The organism is Ruminococcus sp. 8Y-12 (assembly GCF_058119865.1).
Window position 1 is genome coordinate 2,986,495 of the sequence record NZ_CM176623.1, and the last position, 24,226, is coordinate 3,010,720.

At 46.9% G+C, this 24,226-nt stretch carries 23 protein-coding genes; 19 read left to right on the forward strand and 4 right to left on the reverse strand.

Translation table 11 applies throughout. The features are described 5' to 3' along the window. Window positions 1–11: 11 nt before the first annotated feature. Window positions 12–731 carry an SGNH/GDSL hydrolase family protein gene (locus tag AC0THY_RS11315; protein ID WP_489990707.1) on the reverse strand — a complete coding sequence of 240 codons (720 nt, stop codon included), beginning with the start codon at window positions 729–731 and terminating at the stop codon, window positions 12–14. Window positions 732–858: 127 nt separating this feature from the next. Continuing rightward, complete coding sequence (locus AC0THY_RS11320; protein ID WP_489990708.1) at window positions 859–1,992, reverse strand: hypothetical protein; 1,134 nt, start codon at window positions 1,990–1,992, stop codon at window positions 859–861. Window positions 1,993–2,331: 339 nt separating this feature from the next. Between AC0THY_RS11320 and hrcA the strand changes: the two genes are divergently transcribed. The 10 genes from hrcA (at window position 2,332) to thiI (ending at window position 15,544) form a co-directional block, all read left to right on the forward strand. Continuing rightward, window positions 2,332–3,417, forward strand: a complete 1,086-nt coding sequence (gene hrcA / locus AC0THY_RS11325; protein ID WP_489990709.1) for a heat-inducible transcriptional repressor HrcA — start codon at window positions 2,332–2,334, stop codon at window positions 3,415–3,417. A gap of 58 nt (window positions 3,418–3,475) precedes the next feature. Further along, window positions 3,476–4,159 (forward strand): nucleotide exchange factor GrpE, encoded by a 684-nt coding sequence (gene grpE, locus AC0THY_RS11330; RefSeq protein ID WP_489994186.1) that lies wholly within the window; start codon window positions 3,476–3,478, stop codon window positions 4,157–4,159. A 66-nt stretch (window positions 4,160–4,225) separates the two neighbouring features. Beyond that, window positions 4,226–6,085: a molecular chaperone DnaK gene (gene dnaK / locus AC0THY_RS11335; RefSeq protein ID WP_489990710.1), complete on the forward strand. Its 1,860-nt coding sequence runs from the start codon at window positions 4,226–4,228 to the stop codon at window positions 6,083–6,085. A gap of 103 nt (window positions 6,086–6,188) precedes the next feature. After that, complete coding sequence (dnaJ, locus tag AC0THY_RS11340) at window positions 6,189–7,361, forward strand: molecular chaperone DnaJ (protein WP_489990711.1); 1,173 nt, start codon at window positions 6,189–6,191, stop codon at window positions 7,359–7,361. A gap of 318 nt (window positions 7,362–7,679) precedes the next feature. Next, window positions 7,680–10,235, forward strand: a complete 2,556-nt coding sequence (locus AC0THY_RS11345; protein WP_489990712.1) for a hypothetical protein — start codon at window positions 7,680–7,682, stop codon at window positions 10,233–10,235. Between the two features lie 128 nt (window positions 10,236–10,363). Next, window positions 10,364–10,828, forward strand: coding sequence for a hypothetical protein (locus AC0THY_RS11350; RefSeq protein WP_489990713.1), 465 nt, complete (start codon window positions 10,364–10,366; stop codon window positions 10,826–10,828). 497 nt (window positions 10,829–11,325) lie between these two features. Beyond that, on the forward strand, window positions 11,326–12,279 hold the full coding sequence (gene prmA, locus AC0THY_RS11355) for a 50S ribosomal protein L11 methyltransferase (RefSeq protein ID WP_489990714.1): 954 nt from the start codon (window positions 11,326–11,328) through the stop codon (window positions 12,277–12,279). Between the two features lie 11 nt (window positions 12,280–12,290). Then, window positions 12,291–13,034, forward strand: coding sequence for a 16S rRNA (uracil(1498)-N(3))-methyltransferase (locus tag AC0THY_RS11360; RefSeq protein WP_489990715.1), 744 nt, complete (start codon window positions 12,291–12,293; stop codon window positions 13,032–13,034). Window positions 13,035–13,111: 77 nt separating this feature from the next. Then, complete coding sequence (locus AC0THY_RS11365; RefSeq protein WP_489990716.1) at window positions 13,112–14,269, forward strand: cysteine desulfurase family protein; 1,158 nt, start codon at window positions 13,112–13,114, stop codon at window positions 14,267–14,269. Window positions 14,270–14,365: 96 nt separating this feature from the next. Further along, on the forward strand, window positions 14,366–15,544 hold the full coding sequence (thiI, locus tag AC0THY_RS11370) for a tRNA uracil 4-sulfurtransferase ThiI (protein ID WP_489990717.1): 1,179 nt from the start codon (window positions 14,366–14,368) through the stop codon (window positions 15,542–15,544). A gap of 111 nt (window positions 15,545–15,655) precedes the next feature. Here the strand turns inward: thiI and AC0THY_RS11375 are convergent, their stop codons facing one another. Then, window positions 15,656–15,889, reverse strand: coding sequence for an HPr family phosphocarrier protein (locus tag AC0THY_RS11375; protein WP_489990718.1), 234 nt, complete (start codon window positions 15,887–15,889; stop codon window positions 15,656–15,658). A gap of 169 nt (window positions 15,890–16,058) precedes the next feature. On the opposite strand from AC0THY_RS11375, the gene mtaB reads away from it, so the two are divergent. The 9 genes from mtaB (at window position 16,059) to AC0THY_RS11420 (ending at window position 22,964) form a co-directional block, all read left to right on the forward strand. Beyond that, on the forward strand, window positions 16,059–17,393 hold the full coding sequence (mtaB, locus tag AC0THY_RS11380) for a tRNA (N(6)-L-threonylcarbamoyladenosine(37)-C(2))-methylthiotransferase MtaB (protein WP_489990719.1): 1,335 nt from the start codon (window positions 16,059–16,061) through the stop codon (window positions 17,391–17,393). Window positions 17,394–17,440: 47 nt separating this feature from the next. Continuing rightward, on the forward strand, window positions 17,441–17,704 hold the full coding sequence (locus tag AC0THY_RS11385) for an IreB family regulatory phosphoprotein (protein ID WP_489990720.1): 264 nt from the start codon (window positions 17,441–17,443) through the stop codon (window positions 17,702–17,704). A gap of 8 nt (window positions 17,705–17,712) precedes the next feature. Further along, entirely contained in the window at window positions 17,713–18,150 is a 438-nt protein-coding gene (gene ruvX, locus AC0THY_RS11390; protein WP_489994187.1) for a Holliday junction resolvase RuvX, read from the forward strand. Beyond that, entirely contained in the window at window positions 18,137–18,397 is a 261-nt protein-coding gene (locus AC0THY_RS11395) for a DUF1292 domain-containing protein (protein WP_489990721.1), read from the forward strand. The genes ruvX and AC0THY_RS11395 overlap by 14 nt, the downstream gene beginning before the upstream one ends. A gap of 132 nt (window positions 18,398–18,529) precedes the next feature. Continuing rightward, window positions 18,530–20,194 (forward strand): ribonuclease J, encoded by a 1,665-nt coding sequence (locus tag AC0THY_RS11400; RefSeq protein WP_489990722.1) that lies wholly within the window; start codon window positions 18,530–18,532, stop codon window positions 20,192–20,194. Between the two features lie 100 nt (window positions 20,195–20,294). Next, a complete protein-coding gene (locus tag AC0THY_RS11405; protein WP_489990723.1) occupies window positions 20,295–20,651 on the forward strand; it encodes a YlbF/YmcA family competence regulator in 357 nt (118 codons plus the stop codon). A 17-nt stretch (window positions 20,652–20,668) separates the two neighbouring features. Further along, the gene (locus tag AC0THY_RS11410; RefSeq protein ID WP_489990724.1) at window positions 20,669–21,058 is read left to right on the forward strand and encodes an endolytic transglycosylase MltG; all 390 of its coding nucleotides are present in this window, start codon (window positions 20,669–20,671) and stop codon (window positions 21,056–21,058) included. Window positions 21,059–21,074: 16 nt separating this feature from the next. Continuing rightward, window positions 21,075–21,719 (forward strand): O-methyltransferase, encoded by a 645-nt coding sequence (locus AC0THY_RS11415; RefSeq protein WP_489990725.1) that lies wholly within the window; start codon window positions 21,075–21,077, stop codon window positions 21,717–21,719. 12 nt (window positions 21,720–21,731) lie between these two features. Further along, the gene (locus tag AC0THY_RS11420; protein WP_489990726.1) at window positions 21,732–22,964 is read left to right on the forward strand and encodes a peptidase U32 family protein; all 1,233 of its coding nucleotides are present in this window, start codon (window positions 21,732–21,734) and stop codon (window positions 22,962–22,964) included. Here AC0THY_RS11420 and AC0THY_RS11425 read toward each other — a convergent pair. Then, window positions 22,961–24,160 (reverse strand): metallophosphoesterase, encoded by a 1,200-nt coding sequence (locus AC0THY_RS11425; protein WP_489990727.1) that lies wholly within the window; start codon window positions 24,158–24,160, stop codon window positions 22,961–22,963. The two genes, AC0THY_RS11420 and AC0THY_RS11425, sit on opposite strands and share 4 nt — an antisense overlap. Between the last annotated feature and the right edge of the window lie 66 nt (window positions 24,161–24,226).

A 24,226-nucleotide genomic window follows, 5' to 3' on the forward strand; every position in this document is an offset into this window, starting at 1 on the left:
GTTTATAAATGCTATGCTGTCAGGATCATTACAGCAAAATGATGAATTCTGCGGTAGGTGTTCTTGGTGTAGTGCAGACCGTCAACGGTGGACCAATCCTCAGACAGCAGATAATTGAAGCAGTCCATATATTGATCCGGAAAAGCCTCCTGCATTGCCTGGTTAAAAGCCTGTATTTCTGCATTGCTGGCTCCCTTACAAAGCTCATCATTCACAGGGTTCACAGACATGATATAGAAAGCGGGATCATGATAAGTTTGAAACAGCTCCTGATAAAATGAAATATACTTGTCTACCTCCTTTAAATCATTGACCCCCAGATTAAAAATAACGGTGGCATCCGGGTTTTCTTTCAGTGCAGCTTCCAGCTGTACGATTCCGTCATTGTAAAGCCAGTGAAATCCCTCCCCTTCCTTTGCGATATAGGTGCAGGTATCAGCCGGATCATATTCCTGTACCGCATCCCGCATTCCTACTGTTCGTGAATCACCCACGAAAATATAAGAATGCTCCAGCTCCACATATCCATCCTGTCCGTAACTGGGAGAGGAATTGCTCTTGGTGGTGTCAGATGGCTCCAGTTCCACCAGAGCAGCGTCTGTCTGGACAGCAGCAGATTTGGGGGAGGCAGAGTCCTCATTTATATAGACTGTCAGGTAACCGGCAAGTCCAAGCAGGCAGACAATCGCTGCAAAGGCCAGGACGAGCATAATTGTTGATCCTTTTTTCATCACTCTCTACCGATAAGTTATCCTTTCCTAAAGCTTAGCTTCAGAATATTTTACGGCTATCATATCACATTTTATTGAAATGTCAATGCCAGCTCTTCGTTGTACAGACAGAAGGTTTTCCTTTGTTTTAATGAAAGCCTTCAAAATTAACGCCTCTTCCATACGTCCATTTTCCGCGTAAATATGCCTGATTATTGGAATAATAGATGATTGCTTTTTTATACTTTTTGAGAAGACTGCTCCCGCCATATTTTTTAACCATGGTGTAGAGATCCCAATGATATCGTGTTGCCCCCGTCTTTTTCAGACTTTTCATTAGATTTGTATATTCTTTCATCTTTACCACAGTGGAGGATTGGGGAATCTTATTTTTTTTCATATATTTTTTCCCGTAGGGCCACATTTTTTTGTGCTGGCCTCCCAGCCGCAGGGCGGCTTTCCGAATGGTTTCTCCCTTTCGGAACATCCTGGAATAAACCTCATCGCTGTCCACCTTGCGGTAAATGTCATAATTCCATTTATCCCACTCCCATCCGCCAAAATCCAATTGTGATACAACCATATAATCTGTATAAGATTTGTAAAAATTCAGTACGCTGGTCGTTCCTGAGACACAGTTTGTTCCGTAATCAATGATCGCAAATTTCTGCCCAAATACCTTCAGTCCATAATTCATAACCTTTTTGGTATCACTCAAATTTAAGCAGCCGCAGAAGGAGCTTCCTCCTCCATGGCCAGAATACTTGATGACGATGTGCCGGGAGGGAGAGCGCTTATGGATTATATTGAAAAAAGCTTTGTATGCGGCTAAACGCTTACTGCTATCTTTCTCCACATCTCCTTCCAGGTTCTTACACTTGACAGATTTTATGAGATAAGACTCTCGAAAGTCCAATCCTGCCTTTAGGTATTGGCTTTCTGTCATGCTGTCCACATTGTTTTTTTGGGCATATTCACTCCATTTATCGTCCAGATTATTGTCAAATTTATAGAGACTTATGCGATCTTCCCAGATAATTACATCGTATAATAGATAGCAGTCCGTATCTTTGACAGGAACCGCAGAATAGACGCCACCCAACCCTCCATCCTCAAATTTATCGGTGGCATAAGAGGTTCTGATGACCACCACCGGGTCCTTTGCAGATATTTTTACCGAATCATAAGACTTTGCCGCGCAAACATCTGTTTTTGCGAAGCCCAGCAGTACAATTGCCGAAAGAAAAAGTAAAACCCGATTTAACTTGTTCTTATTATTCATGTTTCCCTCCTGTTTTTTCTGAATCCCCGTTTTTTCGGACCCGGGAAAAGCGCCGGTATCTCTTTTAATTAGATCAAACTTGCTCATTTTTTTAAAATATAGCATCATTAAAAAACCATGTCAACGGTAGATTTCCTTGAATTTCCATGGTTTTGTCCAAATAGCCCTTTAAAGTGAGGAACTGGTATCAATCTAATGAACCTATAAATGAAAAATAATTTCTAAAAAATACATAAATACTATTGACAAAGAAAATTAAGAGTGCTATCTTAGGAACATAGATGTTAGCACTCTACCAAGATGAGTGCTAATAACAAAAAAGGGAGGGAGGATTTAAAGATGCAGTTGGATGAACGCAAGACGAAAATCTTGTACGCTATCATTAAAACTTATCTGGAAACCGGGGAACCGGTTGGCTCCAGAACCATATCCAAGTATGCGGATTTAAATCTGAGTTCCGCTACAATCCGCAATGAGATGTCTGATCTGGAAGATATGGGTTATATCCTCCAACCCCACACCTCAGCCGGAAGGATTCCCTCTGATATGGGATACCGTTTTTATGTGGACCATCTCATGGAGGAGAAGGAAAAAGAAGTCACGGAGATGAAGGAGCTGATGATCCAGAAGCAGGATAAGATGGATCTGGTTCTGAAGCAGGTGGCAAAGGTGCTGGCCAACAATACCAACTATGCAACCATGATCACCTCTCCTCAGTATCACCGGACAAAGCTGAAATTTATACAGCTCTCGGTCATTGCGGAAAACCAGCTGCTGGCGGTTGTAGTGACAGAGGGGAATGTGGTTAAGAACAAGATGCTCCGCATTGACCATCAGCTGGACAATGAGACGATTCTGAAACTGAATATTCTGCTGAACACCAGCTTAAACGGCCTGACCATGGAACAGATCAATCTGGTTACCATCGCGAAGCTCAAGGAGCAGGCAGGGATACACAGTGAGGTGGTCAACAGTGTATTGGATGCGGTAGCAGAGGCCATTCAGATGGATGATGAGGACTTAGAGATCTATACCAGCGGCACAACCAATATTTTCAAATATCCGGAGTTGAGCGACAGTGAAAAGGCCAGTGAGTTGATCAGTGCATTTGAGGAGAAACAGCAGTTGGCAAATCTGGTGGCAGAGACTATGACAGCGGAGGAGAACACGGGCATTCAGGTCTATATAGGAAATGAATCTCCGGTACAGACCATGCGGGATTGCAGTGTGGTGACAGCAACCTATGAATTAGGTGAGGGAATGAAGGGAACGATAGGAATTATCGGGCCGAAAAGGATGGATTACGACAAAGTAGTCAGCACACTGAAAACTTTGACAACGCAGTTGGATAAGATATTTAACAAGACGAGTGAGGACTCTTCCGTCTCGGTAGGCAGAGAGAGGAATCACCAAAAACAAGAGTAACGAAAAAGGATGAAGAAGGGCGGTAGAGAGCGTGTCTGAGGAAAAGCTGCAAAAGGATATGGAGATAGATGAGAACAAGGACGCTGTTTCCGATGCGGAAAATGAGACTGGTGAGACGGTTGGGGAAGTGACCGAGGAGGAAACGGATACAGAAGCTGTGGAGGAAGATTCACAGGATGAGGAAAATGCCGGGGAAGCCTCTGAGAATGAGGATGGCAGCGGTCAGGAATCCAAGGGAAAGGAGCCTGAGGGAAGCGGTCCGGGAGAGAAGAAAGGCTTCTTTGGTAAGAAGAAGGATAAGAAAGACAAGAAGGATCAGCAGATCGAAGATCTTACTGACAGGCTGAAACGCCAGATGGCAGAGTTTGATAACTTCCGCAAGAGGACGGAGAAGGAGAAGGCCTCCATGTATGAGGTCGGCGCAAAGAGTGTGATCGAAAAGATGCTCCCTGTGGTTGACAATTTTGAGAGAGGCTTGGCGCAGGTTCCGGATGAGAGCAGGAATGATCCCTTTGTGGAGGGCATGGATAAGATCTACAAACAGCTGATGTCTACTTTGGAGGAATTGGAAGTAAAGCCGATTGAGGCTGTGGGTCAGGAATTTGACCCCAATTTTCACAATGCAGTGATGCATGTGGAGGATGAGGAACTGGGTGAGAATATCATTGCCGAGGAGTTCCAGAAGGGTTACACTTACCGGGATACCGTGGTAAGGCACAGTATGGTAAAAGTAGCCAATTAAACGGACACGTCTGCCAACGCAGACATTACAATAAAATGAAAACATTGCAATGAGGAGGAAATGACAATGGGTAAAATCATAGGAATCGATTTAGGAACAACAAACAGCTGTGTGGCAGTTATGGAAGGTGGAAAACCCACCGTTATCGCAAATGCAGAGGGAGCCAGAACAACACCGTCCGTAGTGGCTTTCACAAAGACAGGTGAGAGACTTGTAGGCGAGCCTGCAAAGCGCCAGGCAGTAACCAACGCGGATAAGACGATCTCTTCCATTAAGAGACATATGGGTACAGACTACAAAGTGGATATTGATGGAAAGAAGTACTCTCCCCAGGAGATTTCAGCCATGATTCTGCAGAAGATGAAAGGCGATGCAGAAAACTATCTGGGCGAGAAAGTGACGGAGGCTGTAATCACAGTGCCCGCATATTTCAATGACGCTCAGCGCCAGGCCACCAAGGATGCCGGAAAGATCGCAGGACTGGATGTTAAGCGAATCATCAACGAGCCTACAGCAGCAGCTCTGGCATACGGACTGGATAATGAAAAAGAGCAGAAGATCATGGTTTATGACTTGGGCGGCGGTACCTTCGATGTTTCCATTATCGAGATCGGAGAGGGCGTTATCGAAGTGCTCTCCACAGCAGGCGACAACAGACTGGGCGGCGATGATTTTGACCAGAAGATCACGGACTACATGCTGTCTGAGTTTAAAAAGAATGAGGGTGTAGACTTATCAGGCGATAAGATGGCACTTCAGAGATTAAAAGAGGCAGCGGAGAAGGCCAAAAAAGAGCTCTCCAGCGCCACTACAACCAACATCAACCTTCCGTTCATCACTGCAACGGCAGATGGACCGAAGCACTTTGATATGAACCTGACAAGAGCGAAATTTGATGAGCTGACACATGATCTGGTGGAGAGAACCGCTACACCTGTGACCACAGCTCTGAAGGATGCAGGGCTGACAGCAAGCGAGATCTCCAAGGTTCTGCTGGTAGGTGGTTCCACACGTATCCCGGCTGTACAGGATAAGGTGAAAGCTCTGACCGGTCATGAGCCCAGCAAGAGCTTAAACCCGGATGAGTGTGTTGCACTGGGAGCTTCCGTACAGGGCGGTAAGCTGGCAGGCGATGCAGGTGCAGGAGATATCCTTCTGCTGGATGTCACTCCACTGTCGCTGTCCATAGAGACTATGGGCGGTGTAGCAACCAGGCTGATTGAGAGAAACACGACCATTCCCACAAAGAAGAGCCAGATTTTCTCAACAGCAGCAGACAACCAGACCGCGGTTGACATCCACGTAGTACAGGGCGAGAGACAGTTCGCAAAGGACAACAAGTCCTTAGGACAGTTCCGCCTGGATGGAATTCCTCCTGCAAGAAGAGGCGTTCCTCAGATCGAAGTTACTTTTGACATTGATGCCAACGGTATCGTGAATGTATCTGCAAAAGATTTGGGAACCGGAAAAGAGCAGCATATCACCATCACCTCAGGTTCCAACATGTCTGACAGTGATATCGAGAAGGCAGTGAAAGAGGCTGCTGAGTTCGAGTCTCAGGATAAGAAGAGAAAAGAGGCCATTGACACCCGCAATGATGCGGACTCCATGGTATTCCAGACGGAAAAGGCTCTGGAGGAAGTGGGCGATAAAGTGGATGCCAATGACAAGACAGCGGTGGAGGCAGATCTGACTGCGCTGAAGGATCTGATTGCAAAATCAAATCCGGAGGAGATGACAGAGGCTCAGGTAGCGGAGATCAAAGCTGCGAAAGAGAAATTGATGGAGAGTGCTCAGAAAGTATTTGCGAAAGTGTATGAGCAGGCGCAGGCTTCCCAGGGTGCAGCAGGGGAAGATCCTCAGGCAGGAGCAGATACTTCCTATCAGGCTGACGATGTAGTTGACGGGGATTACAAAGAGGTATAAGATAAATAACAGCGCAGGGGACAGACAGGGGGGCCGCAAGTCCGGTCCCCGGCACATGCCCCCTTAAACTGCGTTTTGATAAATTTAGGAAAAGGTGAACATAATGGCAGAGAGTAAACGTGATTATTATGAGGTCTTGGGCGTTGACCGAAACGCTGATGATGCCACCATAAAAAAAGCATACAGACAGCTGGCCAAGAAGTATCACCCGGATATGAACCCCGGAGACACGGAGGCTGAGAAGCGTTTTAAAGAGGCGTCTGAGGCATATGCCGTGCTGAGCGATAAAGAGAAGAGAGCGCAGTACGACCAGTTCGGCCATGCTGCGTTTGAACAGGGCGGCCCGGGCGGCGGCTTTAGCGGCTTTGACTTCGGCGGAGATATGGGTGACATTTTCGGTGATATTTTTGGCGACCTATTTGGAGGTGGGAGCCGCAGGAGGGCTAACAATGGCCCCATGAAGGGGGCCAACATCCGGACCAGCGTGCGGGTTACCTTTGAGGAGGCTGTATTTGGCTGTGAAAAAGAGTTGGAGCTGAACTTAAAGGATGAGTGCACCACCTGCCACGGATCAGGTGCAAAACCTGGTACAAGTCCCGAAACCTGTCAGAAGTGCGGTGGTAAGGGACAGGTGGTGTTTACCCAGCAGTCCCTCTTTGGTGTGGTGAGAAATGTCCAGACTTGTCCGGAATGTAACGGAACTGGCAAGGTGATTAAGGATAAATGTACTGCTTGCCACGGAACCGGATACACATCCAGCAAAAAGAAGATTGCTGTCACGATCCCGGCGGGAATTGATGATGGACAGAGCATTCGGATAAGGGACAAAGGGGAGCCGGGAAGCAACGGCGGACCCAGGGGCGATCTCCTAGTGGAAGTGAATGTAATGCGTCATCCTATCTTCCAGAGACAGGATATGAATATCTTCTCCACCGCGCCCATCAGCTTTGCCCAGGCAGCTCTGGGGGGTGAAGTGCGCATCAGCACTGTGGATGGAGATGTGCTCTACGACGTAAAACCGGGAACACAGACGGACACAAAAGTGCGTCTGAAAGGCAAGGGAGTGCCGTCACTGCGCAACAAGTCTGTGCGTGGCGACCACTATGTGACCCTTGTGGTGCAGGTGCCCACTAAGCTAAATGAAGAGGCAAAGGAGGCTCTGCGCAAGTTTGACGCAGCAAACGGCGGCTCTCTCGGACAGAGCAAAGAGGGGGCGGAAAAACCCAAGAAAAAGGGATTTATGGATAAACTGAAAGAGACTTTTGAGGATAATTAATAGGAATTAAGAGAAACGGCGGAAGTTGCAGCGAAAGAAACTATTTTGTCTGCTGATTTTCGTCGTTTTCGCGTTTTACAACTTATTTACAAGACCTGGACAATCTTAATATTTCTTAAGGGAATAGGCGTTGACATAAAAAGCGAAAGGAATTAAAATAATACTATTATATACATAATTAACGGCAGTGGCGGGTACAGAGAAACTGGTATCATCCACTGACATAAGGTAAATCAACGCATCAATAAAATAATAAGATGTAGTCGTACTCTGTGAAATTACCGAGTGTAGATTGAAACAAGGAAAATGAGGACAGCTATGAAGAACAAAGTATTGAGAAAACTTATGATTATGGGATTGACATGCAGTATGACACTGACTATGGCGCCCGTTCCTGTGATAGCAGCCGCAGGGGAGCCGCAGACGCAAGCCGCTTCCGGGGAAAGACAGTCAGAGAGTGGGAAGTCTGGGGAAGGTGAGACGAAGCAGGATGATACTCAGAAAACTGCAGAGAAAAAAAAGTCTCAAAAGAAAGATAAAACGAAGGCCAAAGAGAGTCAGACGGACTCTGAAAAGAATTCAAGGCAGCAGAACGATTCAACGGATAGTCAGAAAGAAAATGATGAAAATGATACTAAAGAAAAAGTAGCAAAAGCGTCAGATTTGATCATAGGTGGCTTAACATTAAAATGTGAAGAAGATTTAACAAGCGGAGTTGACTATACATATAGTGAAAGTACCAAAATTCTTTCAATTAAATCTGACAAAAAGATTCTTATAGACGGCAATAGTAGTCTGAGTAATACAAAACTTGTGCTTGAAAGCGATGCAAACATTACACTGTCTGATGTAAGAATAAAGACAGAAGATGGCATAGCATTAAATTTGAATGGTAAAAAGCTATCACTGACACTTAATGGAAGCAACAGCTTTGTAACAGATTTTGATGATACTTCAGCAGTGAACATTCCTAATGAAGCAGAATTAACAATTGCCGGTAGTGGAAAATTGACAGTTTCAGGAAAAGGAACAGGTAAGGATATAACTCTTGGAATGAAATCTGGAAAATTAAAAATTGAAAGTGGAACGGTGGTTGCTAAATCTGGCATTGTTCTAAAAGCTACCACCAGTACAACAGTGGGCGCACAGGTCTCGGTTACAGGTGGAAGCGTAAATTTAGGTGCTATTTCACCGGCAAATAAGCTAGAGATCAAAGGAAAAGATAATGTAAATGTTTATCCTGCGACGATAGTTGTAGACAGTGGATCTACGGAGATTACAGATTTAGCTGTAAAAAAAGATGGGACCACCTTTTCATATGGTAATACAGGTGTTTTTTCAGATGAAGATAAAAAGATTTATCTCTATCTTCCAAGAGGACAAATGGAGGTAACGGCAAGCAAGTTAGTGTATTCGGGTGAAGTTAAAGAATCCGGAAGTAATATACTTGTGAATAAGCAGACTGAAAAAGTAGAACTTAGAGCTGCAGATATAAGTTTTTCTTCTGCAACATATGGATCCCCAGCAGATGCAAAGGCTATTACTATTACAAATCCCTCGGAGAGCAGCGTGAAATTCGATATACAGTTATCAGGAAGTGATGCCGATAGTTTTGTATTGACAAAACCAACAGATAGCAGTAGCTTTATTGTTTCAGGCAGGACTGGTGGAAAAGATGGCATAAATGAATCATTTAAAGTTCAGCCTGCAAAGAAAGCTACGGCGGGGACGCATATGGCTACTATAAAAGTTAGTTATGGTGATAATTTATTTTTTGAATCAAAAGTAAGCTGTACTGTAGAAAAAGCAAACCTTACTCCTGTTGTAGAACTTGATGAAAAAAAATATGACGGATCACAAGACGGATCTGGAAAAGTAATCTTCGAAGGAGCTGTAGAGGGAGACACACCTAAGGAAAAGCTGTTGGAGATTACCTATAATAGCGCAAATGTTGCAGAAGCTGACAAAGTAGAAATTAAGGTTACGTTGGATGAAGCGACTTCTGTAAACTATAAGCTTACGAAAGATAGTTGGGAAGAGACAGATAATGTCAAAATTTTGAAAGCAGATTATGAGAAATCTCCAAAAAAACCGTCTGTATCTGAAATTACCTATAGTTCATTTCAATATAAAGCCTTAAAAGGGCAGCAGTATTGTATTAAGTCAGGAACAAGTAAGCCGAAAGAGTCTGAATGGAAAAATGATACACGTACAACAACAGGTACGATAAAGGCTTCAGGGGCAACAGAAAATACCACCTATACAGTATGGACGCGTTATGGGGAAGATGAAAATCATAATGCTGGTACAAAGTTGACTAGTACCAAGGTTAAGACTTTGGATAAACCGGATCAAGTTACTTCCACAGATAATAAGATAACAGGCATAGTAGAAGGAACTACATACAAAAATGGTTCAACGCTTAGCTTTAAGGCAATTGGAGCAGGTATGGACAATACCAGCCCGAATGAAGGGGATGAGAGATACCTTCCCACAAGTTGGAAGGTGACGGAAGAACACAGCTTCGTGAGTGGAAAGTACGAGGCGTCCTTTACGATAAATACCACTGGCTCCCATACACTTCAGGTTACTTTTAAAAAGCAGAAATATGAAGGCAGCAGTTGGGTGGATGTCAACATGACCTCCTATAAAAAAGTTTCCTTTAAAACCGCTACGTCCGGGGTTAACGGAACAGGATCAGGCACCAATGGGTCGGGTACCAACGGATCAGGTACCAACGGTTCCGGTTCTGGCAAGAATAACACGGCGGCAAAGACAGCAGATAACGCACCGATTCTGCCGCTGGGCGTGGTATTTGCAGGGTCTGGGCTTCTTCTCGCGGGATATACTTTAAAAAGAAGACGCAGGGCATAAATGAAATAAACAGAATAATTGTTATATGAGTGTAAACTGCCGCACCGGTGATGGAAAGATTGCCGGTGCGGCAGTGTTTTTCGTATTATGAGTACATTGTAAAAAAAGATGGAACAGATACTTCTGGCTTGAAGGTATCTGAAGATTTAGGTACGCCTTCCACTTCTTTGCTGTATACAGTATTACCCCTTACTTCTGCTGCGGATGAAATCACTGTTCAATATGAGAATACAGGCAGAGAAGCACTTAGCTATGAAAACGAAATACAAATTGACCGGCTTATAGATGGTACCTGGTATTTCTGGGGAGAAACTGGAAATACCCTTGAAGGGGAAACTGGTGTTTGGCCGGGAGAAACGGTAAAGGAAACGTATGCCTTTACTACAGATAAAATGCAGGACGGAGACTTTTTCACTCCATATGATGAAAAGCTGGTTATTAAAAATGGCATCGATGCATCACTTTTCGATGGACGTGTGGTCATTGTACTGTTCCCCGGAACTTATCGGGCCCGCACACAGTTTTATACGTTAGACGAAACTGAGGACATAAATAAATATGAGAACATTGCAGAATTCGTTGTCACAGAATAGATATCCACGAGGTCTGGTCCGTTACTGGCTAAGGGGACGCTTCCTGTGCCGGAGGAAGCTGGTTTTTTGCCGGAAGATGGCACTACCCAGACGATTTTTAAACAAGCTTTGGGGAAAGTATAGGTTACAGAATACAGTCACTTGGGCGTTGGCGGCTCTCTAAGTAAACATTTAACGTGCGTTTTTAGCGGCGGGGAAATCCACCGTTTACGGAAACTTGGACGCGAAGGTTTTCCTGAGCGTCTTAGTTGTAGTTAACGGTTAGTTCCCCAGAGCGTTGCACGTGTTTGCGTGAGAGCCGCCAACGCCCGGGTGACGTCCGGTTGGTAACGCACGTAACAGACCTGCCCCGTCTGGACTGTTGCACAAGATTGCCGATGCGGCAGTATTTTCATTTTATACCGTATTGCAGACAGTCAGGAACTATGTTAAACTATCAGATAGTGGGTTTTTGTGCCCTGAGAACGGAAATGGTGAAGAAAGTGAGGGATAACCCTATGAGATGGAATAAATTTACGCTAAAGACCAGATCTGAGGTGGAGGATATCGTGATCTCCACTTTGGCGGAGGCTGGAGTCGAAGGGGTGGAGATAGAGGATAAGGTGCCTTTGACTGAGGAGGACAAACAGCAGATGTTTGTGGACATCCTTCCGGATGGACCAGCGGATGACGGGATTGCCTACCTGAATTTTTATCTGGAGGAGGATGCGGATAAGGAGGAGCTGTTGTCCAGGGTGAAAGAGGAGCTTGAGGAGCTGCGGATGTTTGTGGATATCGGGGAGGGAACCATCACGGAATCCCAGACAGAGGATAAAGACTGGATAAACAATTGGAAACAGTATTTTCATCAATTTTATGTGGATGACATCCTGATCATTCCCTCCTGGGAGGAAGTGAAGCCTGAGGATAAGGGTAAGATGATCATCCATATTGACCCGGGGACCGCCTTTGGCACTGGGATGCATGAGACGACTCAGCTGTGTATGCGCCAGCTGAAGAAGTATGTTACGCCGGACACGGAGCTTTTGGATGTGGGCACGGGCAGCGGAATACTCTCCATCGTGGCTCTGAAGATGGGGGCAAAGCATGCTGTGGGGACGGATCTGGACCCCTGCGCCATCTCTGCAACCAGGGAGAATATGGAGGCAAATGGTATTCCGGACAATAAAATGGATGTGATGATCGGAAACATTATTGATGATACCCAGGTTCAGGACAAGGTGGGGTATGGCAGATACGATATCGTGGCAGCAAATATTCTGGCAGATGTGCTTGTGCCGCTGACACCAGTGATTGTGAACCAGTTGAGAGAGGGCGGAATCTATATCACATCAGGAATTATTGATAAAAAGGAAGAGACTGTGGTTGCAGCGGTAAAGGCTGCAGGTCTGCAGGTCCTGGAGGTTACTCATCAGGGTGAGTGGGTATCTGTGACTGCAAGGAAGAATTAGGAGCATATATTATGCATCATTTTTTTGTGTCCCCGGAGCAGATCGGGGAGAAGAGGATAAGGATAGAGGGGCCGGATGTAAATCACATCAAAAATGTGCTCCGCATGCTGCCCGGGGAACAGGTCTGCATCAGCAGCGGCCGGGATAACAAAGAGTACCGATGTGAATTGGAAGAGCTGGAAGAATGCTGGATTACTGCAAAGATTATGTGGGTGGAGGAGGCCGGCATGGAGCTGCCCTCCAAAATTTACCTGTTTCAGGGACTTCCCAAGGGCGATAAAATGGAATTGGTCATCCAAAAGGCAGTGGAGCTTGGGGCCTATGAGATCATACCTGTGGCCACCAGGAGAGCTGTGGTAAAGCTGGATGCAAAGAAGGAACAGAATAAGCAAAAGAGGTGGAACGCCATCTCTGAGAGCGCGGCTAAGCAGTCCAAACGGAACGTGATTCCAAGAGTGACAGGGGTTATGCGATTTGAAGAGGCGGTGGCGTATGCCTCCGGCATGGATGTGAAACTTATCCCCTACGAGCTGCAGGAGGGCATGGAGGCGACAAGGAAGCTTTTCCAGTCCATTGTTCCGGGCCAGTCAGTGGCAGTCTTTATTGGGCCGGAGGGGGGCTTTGCGGAGGAAGAGATCGACCTGGCCAGGGAGAACGGGATAGAGCCTGTCTCACTGGGCAGACGCATTCTGCGCACGGAGACGGCTGGCCTGGCGGTACTGTCAGTTTTGATGTTTAACCTGGAAAACATGTAACTGTTCAGAATGTGCAGTAAATGCACAGACTTGTTGAATAGTTACAAAAACGGATGATTTGATGACCTGGAGGAGAAATGGAAGCATATTTAGACAATTCAGCCACAACCAGATGTCTGGAGAGAGTGAGGGATATTGTGGTGAAAACCATGATGGAGGATTTTGGGAACCCCTCATCCAGACACAGAAAAGGGGTGGAGGCTGAGAGATATATAAAAGAGGCAAGGGAAAGGATTGCCAAAACCCTGAAAGTAAATGAGAAGGAAATCTATTTCACCTCAGGGGGGACGGAGTCCAACAACTGGGCCTTGATCGGTGCAGCCATGGCAAACCGCAGAGCCGGGATGCATGTGATCACCACTGCTATTGAACATCCGGCAGTGATACAGCCCATGCTCTACCTGGAGGAACATGGCTTCCGGATCACCTATCTGCCGGTGGATCGATATGGCAGGATTGACATGGAAGAGCTGAGGGAAGCGGTCTGTGAAGACACGATACTCGTGTCCACTATGTATGTAAATAACGAGATTGGGGCAGTGGAGCCTGTAGAGAATATCGGAAGATACTTAAAGGAAGAGCATCCCCAGATCCTGTACCATGTGGATGCTATTCAGGCTTACGGAAAATACAGGATATACCCTTCAAAATGCGGGATAGATATGCTCTCAGTGAGCGGGCATAAAATTCACGGGCCAAAGGGCGTGGGATTTCTCTATGTGAATGAGCGGGTGAAGATCCATCCGCTGATTTTGGGCGGCGGCCAGCAGAGGGGAATGCGTTCCGGAACAGATAATGTACCTGGAATCGCAGGACTGGGTGTGGCGGCCATGGAGGCGTATCAGAGTTTTGAGGGAAAGAGGGAACACCTAAGTGCATTGAAGGCGCATTTCCTGAAGCAATTGGAGGAGATCCCGGACATTGTGGTAAACAGTCTGCCATGGGATCTGGGAGCGCCCCATATAGTGAGTGTGAGCTTTTGCGGAGTGCGCAGCGAAGTGCTCCTGCACGCGCTGGAGGATCGGGACATCAGTGTTTCCTCCGGTTCCGCGTGTTCCTCCAACAAAAAGCTTCCAGTGAGTCCTGTGCTTAAAGAGATCGGGCTTAAGCAGAGCCTGCTGGATGCAACCCTGCGGTTCAGTTTCAGCACCTTTACTACAGAGGGGGAACTGGATTACTGTGTGGATACATTAAAAGAACTGCTGCCTTTGCTCAGGCGGTATTCCAGGCATTGACAGGCCGGAAGTAATGGAGAAGGTCTATGCATGACGGTATTGTAACTGCAAAGGTACTGAACAGTTACCTTGCGGGATATAGAAAAGGAGAAAAATATGTTTAAAGCATTTTTGATAAAGTACGGAGAGATCGGTATAAAGGGAAAAAACAGGCATCTGTTTGAGGATGCGCTGATGAAGCAGATCCGCCATGCCCTGAGGCCCATAGACGGGGAATTTCTGGTGCGAAAGGAGCAGGGGCGTATCTTTGTGGAGGCCAGGAGCCTGTTTGACTATGAGGAGACTGTGGAGGCCCTGCAGAGGGTATTCGGCATTGTGGGAATCTGTCCCATGATCCAGACGGAGGATGAGGGCTTCGAGGCCCTGGCAGACACTGTGATTGCCTACTTTAAGAGCGTTTACGGGGAACGCGAGATGACCTTTAAGGTAAATGCCAGGAGGGCCAGAAAGAATTATCCCAAGACCTCCATGGAGATCAACTGTGACCTGGGAGAGCGGATTCTGGAGGCATTTCAAAATATGAAAGTGGATGTGCACCACCCGGACATTATGCTGAATGTGGAAATCAGGGAGCAGATCTATATCTATTCCCAGATCATTCCGGGTCCGGGAGGTATGCCAGTGGGAACAAACGGAAAGGCCATGCTGCTGCTATCCGGAGGAATTGACAGCCCTGTGGCCGGATATATGATTGCAAAGAGGGGGGTTAAGATTGACGCCGTTTATTTTCATGCGCCGCCCTACACAAGTGAGCGCGCAAAGCAGAAGGTGATGGATCTCGCCCATCTGGTAGCCCGCTATTCGGGGCCTGTCAATCTGCACGTGGTGAATTTTACGGACATTCAGCTATATATTTACGATAAGTGTCCCCACGATGAGCTGACCATTATTATGCGAAGGTACATGATGCGCATTGCGGAACATTTTGCCCGTGAGACCGGCAGCCTGGGGCTGATTACAGGGGAGAGCATCGGGCAGGTGGCCAGCCAGACCATGCAGAGCCTGGCAGCTACAAACGAGGTGTGTACCATGCCGGTGTTCCGCCCGGTTATTGGGTTTGACAAGCAGGATATTGTGGACATTGCACTGAAGATCGGAACTTATGAGACTTCAATCCTGCCCTTTGAGGACTGCTGTACCATCTTTGTGGCAAAGCACCCTGTGACAAAGCCGAATATCAACATCATAAAGCGAAGTGAGACCCACTTGGAGGAAAAGATCGATGAACTGATGAAAACAGCCATTGAGACTACAGAGACGATCTGGGTGGAATAAGCGCACAAAAAGAGTCCGGAAAACCGGACTCTCAAATATGTTTAGAAAAGTAACTATACTTAAAAAAAAACAAATCCAGCTGCATGCAGTGGATTTGCCTTTGAGCAAATATCAGTCAATGATGTACGGCTGAAGAACGTTAAGAATTTCGTCAACATCGTTGTTGGCATGGATATTTAAGTCAATCGGCTTGGAGAGATCCAGGCTGAAAATACCCATAATGGACTTTGCATCAATTACGTATCTGCCGGATACTAAGTCAAAGTCATAATCAAATTTCGTAATATCATTTACGAAAGACTTTACTTTATCAATAGAATTTAAAGAAATCTTTACTGTTTTCATTGGAAAAACCTCCCTTATTTTTTATACTCTCATCTTACCTATGAGGGCTTAAAAAGTCAAGGCGAAAATTTACAAAGTTATCAGGCGTTATTCGTCAAAAGTTATAAAATTAACGGTCTAATTGCGAAAGAAAAGCAAAAAGATTGTGCAGAATGGAAAGGAATAGCCCATGAACAAGAGAAAAGCCGCCCTTCACAACTTAGGATGCAAGGTAAATGCATATGAGACGGAAGCGATGCAGCAGATGCTGGAGCAGGCCGGATATGAAATCGTACCCTTTGGACCGGGCGCGGATGTGTATGTGATCAACACGTGTACTGTGACCAATATCGCGGACAGAAAGTCCAGACAGATGCTCCACAGGGCGAAGAAGATGAACCCTCATGCACTGGTGGTGGCCGCCGGATGTTATGTCCAGGCAGCAAAGGAAGACCTGGAGGTGGACGAGGCAATTGACATTGTGATTGGCAACAATAAGAAAAAGGACCTGGTGAAGATACTGGAAGAGTATGAAAAGACCCGGGATGAGGAGTTTGTCATTGACGTGAACCACACCAGCGAGTATGAGTCCCTGACCATCAGCCGCACGGCAGAGCACACCAGAGCTTATATCAAGGTGCAGGATGGATGTAATCAATTCTGCAGCTACTGTATCATTCCCTATGCCAGAGGGAGGGTGAGGAGCCGCCGGATGCCGGATGTGCTGGATGAGGTGCACAGCCTGGCTGCAAATGGGTATCAGGAGGTAGTGCTCACTGGCATTCATCTGAGCTCCTACGGGGTAGACCTGGACACCAACCTGCTGGAGCTGATCAAAGCCGTTTATCAGGTTGAGGGAATCAGGAGAATCCGCCTGGGGTCCCTGGAACCCAGGATCATCACGGAGGAGTTTGCACACACACTGGCAGGGCTTAATAAAGTGTGCCCCCATTTCCACCTGTCTCTGCAGAGCGGATGCGGGGAGACCTTAAAACGGATGAACCGCCGTTACAGCCCTGAGGAATACTATGAGAAATGCTGCCTTCTTAGGCAGGTGTATAATGATCCCGCCCTAACCACGGATGTGATCGTGGGATTTCCCGGGGAGACGGACGAAGAGTTTGAAGAGACAAGGAAATTTTTGGAAAAAATTGAATTTTATGAGACGCATATTTTTAAATATTCCCGCAGAAAGGGAACAAAGGCTGCCGGGATGGAGCATCAGGTTTTAGATGAGATCAAGACCAGGAGAAGCAATATACTGCTGGCTTTGAACGAAAATATGAAAAAAAGGTTTGAAAACCGGAGGCAGGACAGAGAGGATGAGGTACTCTTTGAGGAAAGATGTAAGCTGGACGGGGAAGAATACTATACGGGCCATACCAGGGAATATATCCGGATGGCAATGCCTGCGGACGCGGATTATGGAAATAAAATCGTGTCGGTAAAGGTGGAAAAAGCCCGTAAACACAACATTTTGTTGTGCAGTAAAAAAATGATACAAAAAATTGATTGTATTTTGTGAAAATTTATATTAGAATAGAGACAAAGTTTAATTAAGGACGTGATAAAATGGGTAACATAAGTAATACACAGTATTTTAGAGTGAATTCAGAGACAGAGGTAAGTGTAAAGGAAATCTTAGACACTGTATACAATGCTATGACAGAGAAGGGGTACAACCCTGTCAATCAGATCGTAGGGTATATTATGTCCGGAGATCCCACCTACATCACCAGCCACAAAAATGCCAGAAGTATGATTATGAAGGTGGAGAGGGACGAGCTGGTGGAGGAACTTCTCAAGGAATACATCAAAAATAAGGCTTGGCAGTAGGTATGAGCATGCGGGTTATGGGACTTGATTATGGCTCCAAGACAGTTGGCGTGGCCGTCAGTGACGGCCTTGGTCTTACTGCCCAGGGAGTGGAAATTATCAGAAGAACGTCTGAAAATAAGCTTCGCCAGACATTGGCACGGATAGAAGCCTTGGTTCAAGAGTATGAAGTGGGAACTATAGTCCTTGGGTTTCCCAAAAATATGAATAATACCATCGGTGACAGGGCTGAGAAGTCGCTGGCATTTAAAGAGATGCTGGAGAGACGGACAGGCCTGCCTGTTGTGATGTGGGATGAACGGCTGACTACAGTAGAGGCAAACCGGACCCTGATTGAGGGAAAAGTGCGCCGTGAGAACAGAAAAGATTACGTTGATAAATTGGCGGCCGTATATATCCTTCAGGGATATCTAGATTGCGAGGGCATGAAAAATGGAAAAGATTAAATTTACATTTGCAGATACGGAAGAGACAGTGGAGTTTTTTGTGCTGGAACAGACCAGAATCGGCGGGATCAGCTATATCCTGGTGACAGAGTCCGAGGAGGAAGATGCCGAAGCGTTGATTCTTAAAGATTTGTCAAAGGACGGAGAACAGGAAGCACTCTACGAGATTGTGGAGAGCGACGAGGAATTGGAAGCAGTGTCCAGGATTTTTTCGGAAATGCTGGAGGATGTGGATATTACGCTGTAAACAACAGTAGAAAATCGTTTTGGCAGAGGCGGAAAAAGCAGAGGATGACATCTGCTTTTCTAATTGTGTGCAGAATGGGAGAAACAAAGGAATACAAGGACGGACAAATAAAATTATGGAGGTGCTATTTTTTTGAAAAATGCAAATAACTCAAAACTGAAAATTATTCCCCTGGGAGGTTTGGAGCAGATTGGACTGAACATTACTGCTTTTGAATTTGAAAACAGTATTGTCGTGGTGGACTGCGGCCTGTCTTTCCCGGAGGACGACATGCTGGGAATCGATCTGGTGATACCGGATATCACGTACTTGAAAAATAATGTGGAGAAAGTCAAAGGGTTTGTCATCACCCACGGACATGAGGACCACATTGGGGCCCTGCCTTATATCCTAAAGGAACTGGCAGCGCCGATCTACGCTACCAAGCTGACCATGGGCCTTATTGAAAATAAGCTGAAAGAGCACAATCTGATGAAGGCGTGCAAGAGAAAAGTCGTGCGCCATGGACAGTCCATCAATCTGGGGGCTTTCCGCATTGAGTTTATCAAGACCAACCACAGTATCCAGGATGCGGCAGCTCTGGCCATTTACTCACCGGCCGGAACCGTCATCCACACAGGTGACTTTAAAGTGGATTACACGCCTGTATTTGGGGATGCCATTGATCTGCAGCGGTTTGCTGAGATCGGAAAAAAGGGCGTACTGGCCCTTATGAGCGACAGCACCAACGCGGAGCGCGTGGGATTTACCATGTCCGAGCGCACAGTGGGAAAGACCTTTGACAATATTTTTTCAGAGCACAGGGACACCAGGATTATCATTGCTACCTTTGCCTCAAATGTAGACCGTGTACAGCAGATTATCAACTCTGCATACAAGTTTGGACGCAAGGTAGTGGTGGAGGGACGCAGTATGGTGACAGTTATCTCCACGGCGTCGGAGCTTGGGTATCTGAACATACCTGAGAACACCCTGATTGATATTGAACAGATGAAAAACTATCCGGATGAGCAGATGGTGCTGATCACAACAGGAAGCCAGGGAGAGTCCATGGCTGCCCTGTCCAGAATGGCGGCAAACATGCACAGAAGGATTTCCATAAAGCCGGGTGACACGGTGATCTTCAGCTCCAACCCCATTCCCGGCAATGAGAAAGCGGTATCCAAGGTGATCAATGAACTCTCCGCTAAGGGGGCAGATGTGATTTTCCAGGATGCGCATGTGTCGGGCCATGCCTGCCAGGAGGAACTGAAGCTGATCTACTCTCTGGTGCATCCCAAATACGCGATACCTGTCCACGGGGAATACCGCCATCTGAAAGCCAACGCAGGGATTGCCAAAAGCCTCGGGATACCGAAGGACAATATCTATATCCTTCAATCCGGGGACGTGCTGGAGCTGGATGACCAGCAGGCCAAGGTGGTTGACCATGTACACACAGGGGCGATTCTGGTGGATGGACTTGGAGTGGGCGATGTGGGAAATATCGTGCTTAGGGACCGCCAGCATTTGGCGGAGGATGGCATTTTGATCGTGGTGCTCACTCTGGAGCGTTTCAGCAACCAGCTGCTGGCAGGACCGGATATTGTTTCCAGAGGGTTTGTGTACGTGCGTGAGTCCGAGGGACTTATGGACGAGGCTCGCAGAGTGGTGGAAAATGCATTAGACAACTGTATGGATAAACACATCACGGACTGGGGCAAGATTAAGAATGTAACAAAGGATGCGCTCAGCGACTTCCTGTGGAAGAAGACAAAGCGCAATCCGATGATCCTGCCGATCATCATGGAAGTATAGGCAGTGTGATTGCATGTTACTGGGGACATGTGAACAGTAACGATTATAGCTGTGAAGGTACAAAGCGGTTACGTGTAATGAAAGATAAGGATGATGCAGTATGGACAAAGTGAATAGATGCACAGAAGAACTGACGGCGGCGATCCAGACATGCAGGGCTTATGTACAGTTTGATGAGGCTAAAGAGAGGCTGAAGGAACATCCGGAGCTGTATAGGCAGGTGAACCAGTTCCGCAGGAAAAACTACGAGATGCAGAGCCGAAAGGATGACATTGACTGGTTTCTGGAAATGGAGAATTTTGAGCGGGAGCACGAAGAGCTCCGCAGAAATCCCCTGGTATCCGATTTTCTGCGGACGGAGCTACAGATGTGCAGGATGCTTCAAAGAATCAATGAGGCGGTGGCTGCTTCCGTAGATCTGGAGATCCAGGACTTTGCGGAAATTATTGAGTGGTAAGTGACAGGAGGACCCGGATGAGACAAAAGAGTATGGCAAAAACCCTTTTATTTGCGCTGCTGAAAGTAGTGGTCTTTGTACTTGTGATTGTGGCCCTGGTTTCTGTGGGGAAGAAGGCGTACTCATTTGGCTATAAAGTCTTTGCGGAGGAGGCAGTTTCTAAGCCTCCGGGCAAGAATGTGGCAGTGACCATCGAGGATGACACCTCCTCCGGAGAACTGGGGGAATTGTTGGAGGACAAGGGCCTGATCAGAGATGCTAAGGTATTCCAGGTACAGTATTTGCTTTCCGGGTATAAGGGTAAGCTCAAAAAAGGCAGTTATATTTTAAATACCTCCCAGACAGCGGAGGAGATGCTGGCTGTCCTTTCCGGGGAGCAGGAGACTGAGTCTGAGACTTCAGAGTAGAATGAGAGGTTATGGTTTGATTGTAAATGAACGGATGATTGCCTATATCAATTCTTTGGATATGGGCAATACTCCTCTGTTGGATGAGATAGAGCGGGAGGCCAGGCGGGATTATGTACCCATCATACGCCGGGAGATGCAGAGCTTTCTAAAGGTGATGTTGGCTATGAGGCAGCCTGTGAACATATTGGAGGTAGGGACAGCAGTGGGTTTTTCGACACTGCTGTTTTGTGAGTATGCCCCTTGGGATGTCAGGATTACCACCATTGAGAAGTACGAAAAGCGGATTCCGGTGGCAAGGGAAAATTTCAGACGCGCGGGCAGAGAGAACCAGATTTGTCTTCTGGAGGGAGATGCCGCGCAGATACTGGCAAAACTGGACGGGTCCTATGATTTTATTTTTATGGACGCGGCTAAAGGGCAGTACATTCATTTTCTGCCCCATATCATGCGTCTTTTGGAGGTGGGCGGCGTGCTCATCTCAGACAATGTGCTCCAGGACGGTGACATTATAGAATCCCACTATGCAGTGGAGCGCAGAAACCGCACCATATATAAGCGTATGCGGGAATATCTGTATGAACTGAAACACGATGACAGACTGACCACTAGTATTGTGCCCATCGGAGACGGGGCGACGGTCAGCGTACGCAGGAAATAGAAAGGCACTAAAATGAGAACACCGGAATTACTGATACCAGCCAGCAGCCTGGAGGTGCTGAAAACGGCCGTGATATTCGGCGCGGATGCCGTATACATCGGTGGGGAGGCATTTGGGCTGCGTGCTAAGGCGAAGAATTTTACCAAAGAGGATATGCAGGAGGGCATTGACTTTGCCCATAAACACGGGGTAAAGGTCTATGTGACTGCCAATATCCTGGCACACAACCATGATCTGGAGGGTGTGGAGGTGTATTTTAAGGAGCTTCAGGAAATGAAGCCGGACGCACTGATCATTGCAGACCCGGGGGTATTTGCAATAGCGAAGAGCGTATGTCCGGAAATTGAGCGCCACATCAGCACTCAGGCCAACAACACCAATTATGCAACCTACCGTTTCTGGTATGAGCAGGGGGCTAAGCGGGTGGTCTCAGCCAGGGAGCTGTCCCTGGCTGAGATCCGGGAAATCCGGGACAAGATTCCGGAAGACATGGAGATCGAAACTTTTGTACACGGAGCCATGTGCATTTCTTACTCCGGAAGATGCCTGCTGAGCAACTATTTTACCGGGAGAGACGCCAACAGGGGGGCCTGTACGCATCCCTGCCGGTGGAAATATTCAGTTGTTGAGGAGACCAGGCCGGGAGAGTACATGCCGGTCTATGAGAATGAGAGAGGCACCTTTATATTTAATTCCAAGGATCTGTGCATGATTGAACATATTCCGGAGCTTTTGGACGCCGGAATAGACAGTCTGAAGGTGGAGGGAAGGATGAAGACAGCCCTCTATGTGGCCACTGTGGCCCGCACCTACCGCAGAGCCATTGACGATTACCAAAAGGACCCGGAGCTTTACAGGAAGAATCTGTTGTGGTATCGTGAGCAAATTTCCAACTGTACTTACCGGCAGTTTACCACAGGCTTCTTTTTTGGAAGGCCGGATGAGCATACGCAGATTTATGACAGCAATACGTATGTGAAGGAGTACACTTATCTGGGGATAGTTGGTGAAAAAAATGCCCGTGGCCTGTACCGGATTGAGCAGAGAAATAAATTTTTCGTGGGGGAGACCATTGAGGTGATGAAACCGGATGGACGCAATCTGGAAGTCCGTGTGAAATGTATCACAGATGAGGAGGGGCAGGAGCAAGAGAGCGCGCCCCATCCCAAGCAGGTGCTCTATATTGACCTGGGAATTGAGATGGAGCAGTATGATATTCTGAGAAGAAAAGAGATGGAAAGCTAATCCGCGGCGGAAAACTTCACGGTGACGGAGGCGATTTCGCTTTTTGTGCACACCCTCATATTCGGACCCCAGACACCCACACCCGAGGTGACAAAGGTGTGAAGCCCGCCCTCTTTTTGGTATCCGTAAGAATTATCCCATATCAGCGCAGTCACCAGATTTCCGGGAAAGAGCTGACCATCGTGAGTGTGGCCTGAAAAATCTATGTCCGCTCCAGCCTCATCCAGCGCCTGATAATCCCTGGGCTGGTGGTCAATCACAAATATGGGCTTGGTCTGATCCAGACTGCCCAGAAGTTCTGCAGGGGTGAGACGCCCATTATCCACTTTTTTTGCTCTGGAATAGTCCTTACGGCCTGCCAGGTAAAAGAGGTTGTCTATGAGAACTGCCTCATCCTGCAAAAGAGTGATGCCTGCCTCCTCAAAAAAATGAGTCATCCGGGAGTCATCGTTTTCCTTTTCCTGGGAGGAGAAGGTGAATCCGGCAAGAATGGGTTCGTCCAGGTCATGATTCCCGTAACAGGCATAGACACCGTAAGTGCTTTTTATACTTTTTAGAATCCCGGCAATTTTGCCGGGGTTTTTTACTGCGCTAAATTCATTATCAAACACATCTCCCGCCAGGACCACCAGGTCCGGATCTTCCGCATTGATCTTTTCTACCATATTTTTCATGGACCATTCCCCAATACTGTAGCCAAGATGCAGATCTGCTGCCAGCACCACCTTCATGGAAGCTCTGTCCCCACCGGGTTTATCCACCTTTACCTCATAGGAGGTGGTGTACAAATGTCTGGCATGGACAATGCCGTAGGCGCTCAGTGAAATGACAGCAGTCACTGTAAATATGCCACAGACCACAAGAAGACGTCTGGACTCATAAATTTCTTTCTTTAAAAGTTTTGCGCATTTTACGATCAGCCGAATCAGATCCACAGCAGCAATGCATAATATAGCGTAAAGAAACACGCCAAACCAGACATTGCTGACCACCTTTAAAAAGCGGTGCAGAGGCTCTGCTTTTATGAGAAAGGCAGAGAGCGGCGTGGTGGAGATGAGAAAAAACAGTACTACAAAACCAATCCGGAAATATCTGGATTTAAAACAGCGGTGGCAGGCGCCCATCCAGTGCAGAGTCCAGCGCAGTACATAAAAATTGATGATCAGATAAATCGGAGCCAGCAGTAATGCAGCCATTGTGTCAACACTTCCTTTCGTATTCAGAAAGTATAACATAAAAAAACAGGATCTGGCAATACTACC